The following is a 487-nucleotide window of genomic DNA, read 5'->3' on the forward strand; positions in this document are numbered from 1 at the left end:
AGGCGCTGCTCACCGCGGCCGAGCACATCGACAACACCGAGGTGCTGGTCGCCTACCTCCAGAACCTGGGCCGCGGCCACCGCAAGTACGGCACCCTCCCCGAGCACTACCCGGCCGTCGGCGAGTGCCTCATCGGTGCGCTGAGCAAGTACGCGTCGCACATCTGGGACCAGGCCATGGAAGCGGCCTGGGTCCGGGCGTACACGACGATCTCGCAGGTCATGATCGACGCGGCCGCCGTGGACCAGATGCGGGCGCCCGCCTGGTGGCACGCCGAGGTGGTCGCGCACGACCGCAGGACGCCTGACATAGCCGTCGTCACGGTCCGCCCCGACCAGCCGTACCCGTTCCTCGCCGGGCAGTACACGAGCGTCGAGACGCCGTGGTGGCCGCGTGTCTGGCGGCACTACTCCTTCGCCTCGGCGCCCCGCTCCGACGGACTGCTCTCCTTCCACGTGAAGGCCGTCCCGGCGGGCTGGGTCTCCAA

Annotated in this window: 1 protein-coding gene; it reads left to right on the forward strand. The window is 70.6% G+C overall.

Translation table 11 applies throughout. The features are described 5' to 3' along the window. A partial coding sequence (locus tag RM844_RS32250; protein ID WP_311671000.1) for a globin domain-containing protein occupies positions 1-487 on the forward strand: 487 nt, incomplete at both ends.

Origin of the sequence: Streptomyces chisholmiae (assembly GCF_031845445.1) — a bacterium.
Lineage (GTDB): Bacteria > Actinomycetota > Actinomycetes > Streptomycetales > Streptomycetaceae > Streptomyces > Streptomyces chisholmiae.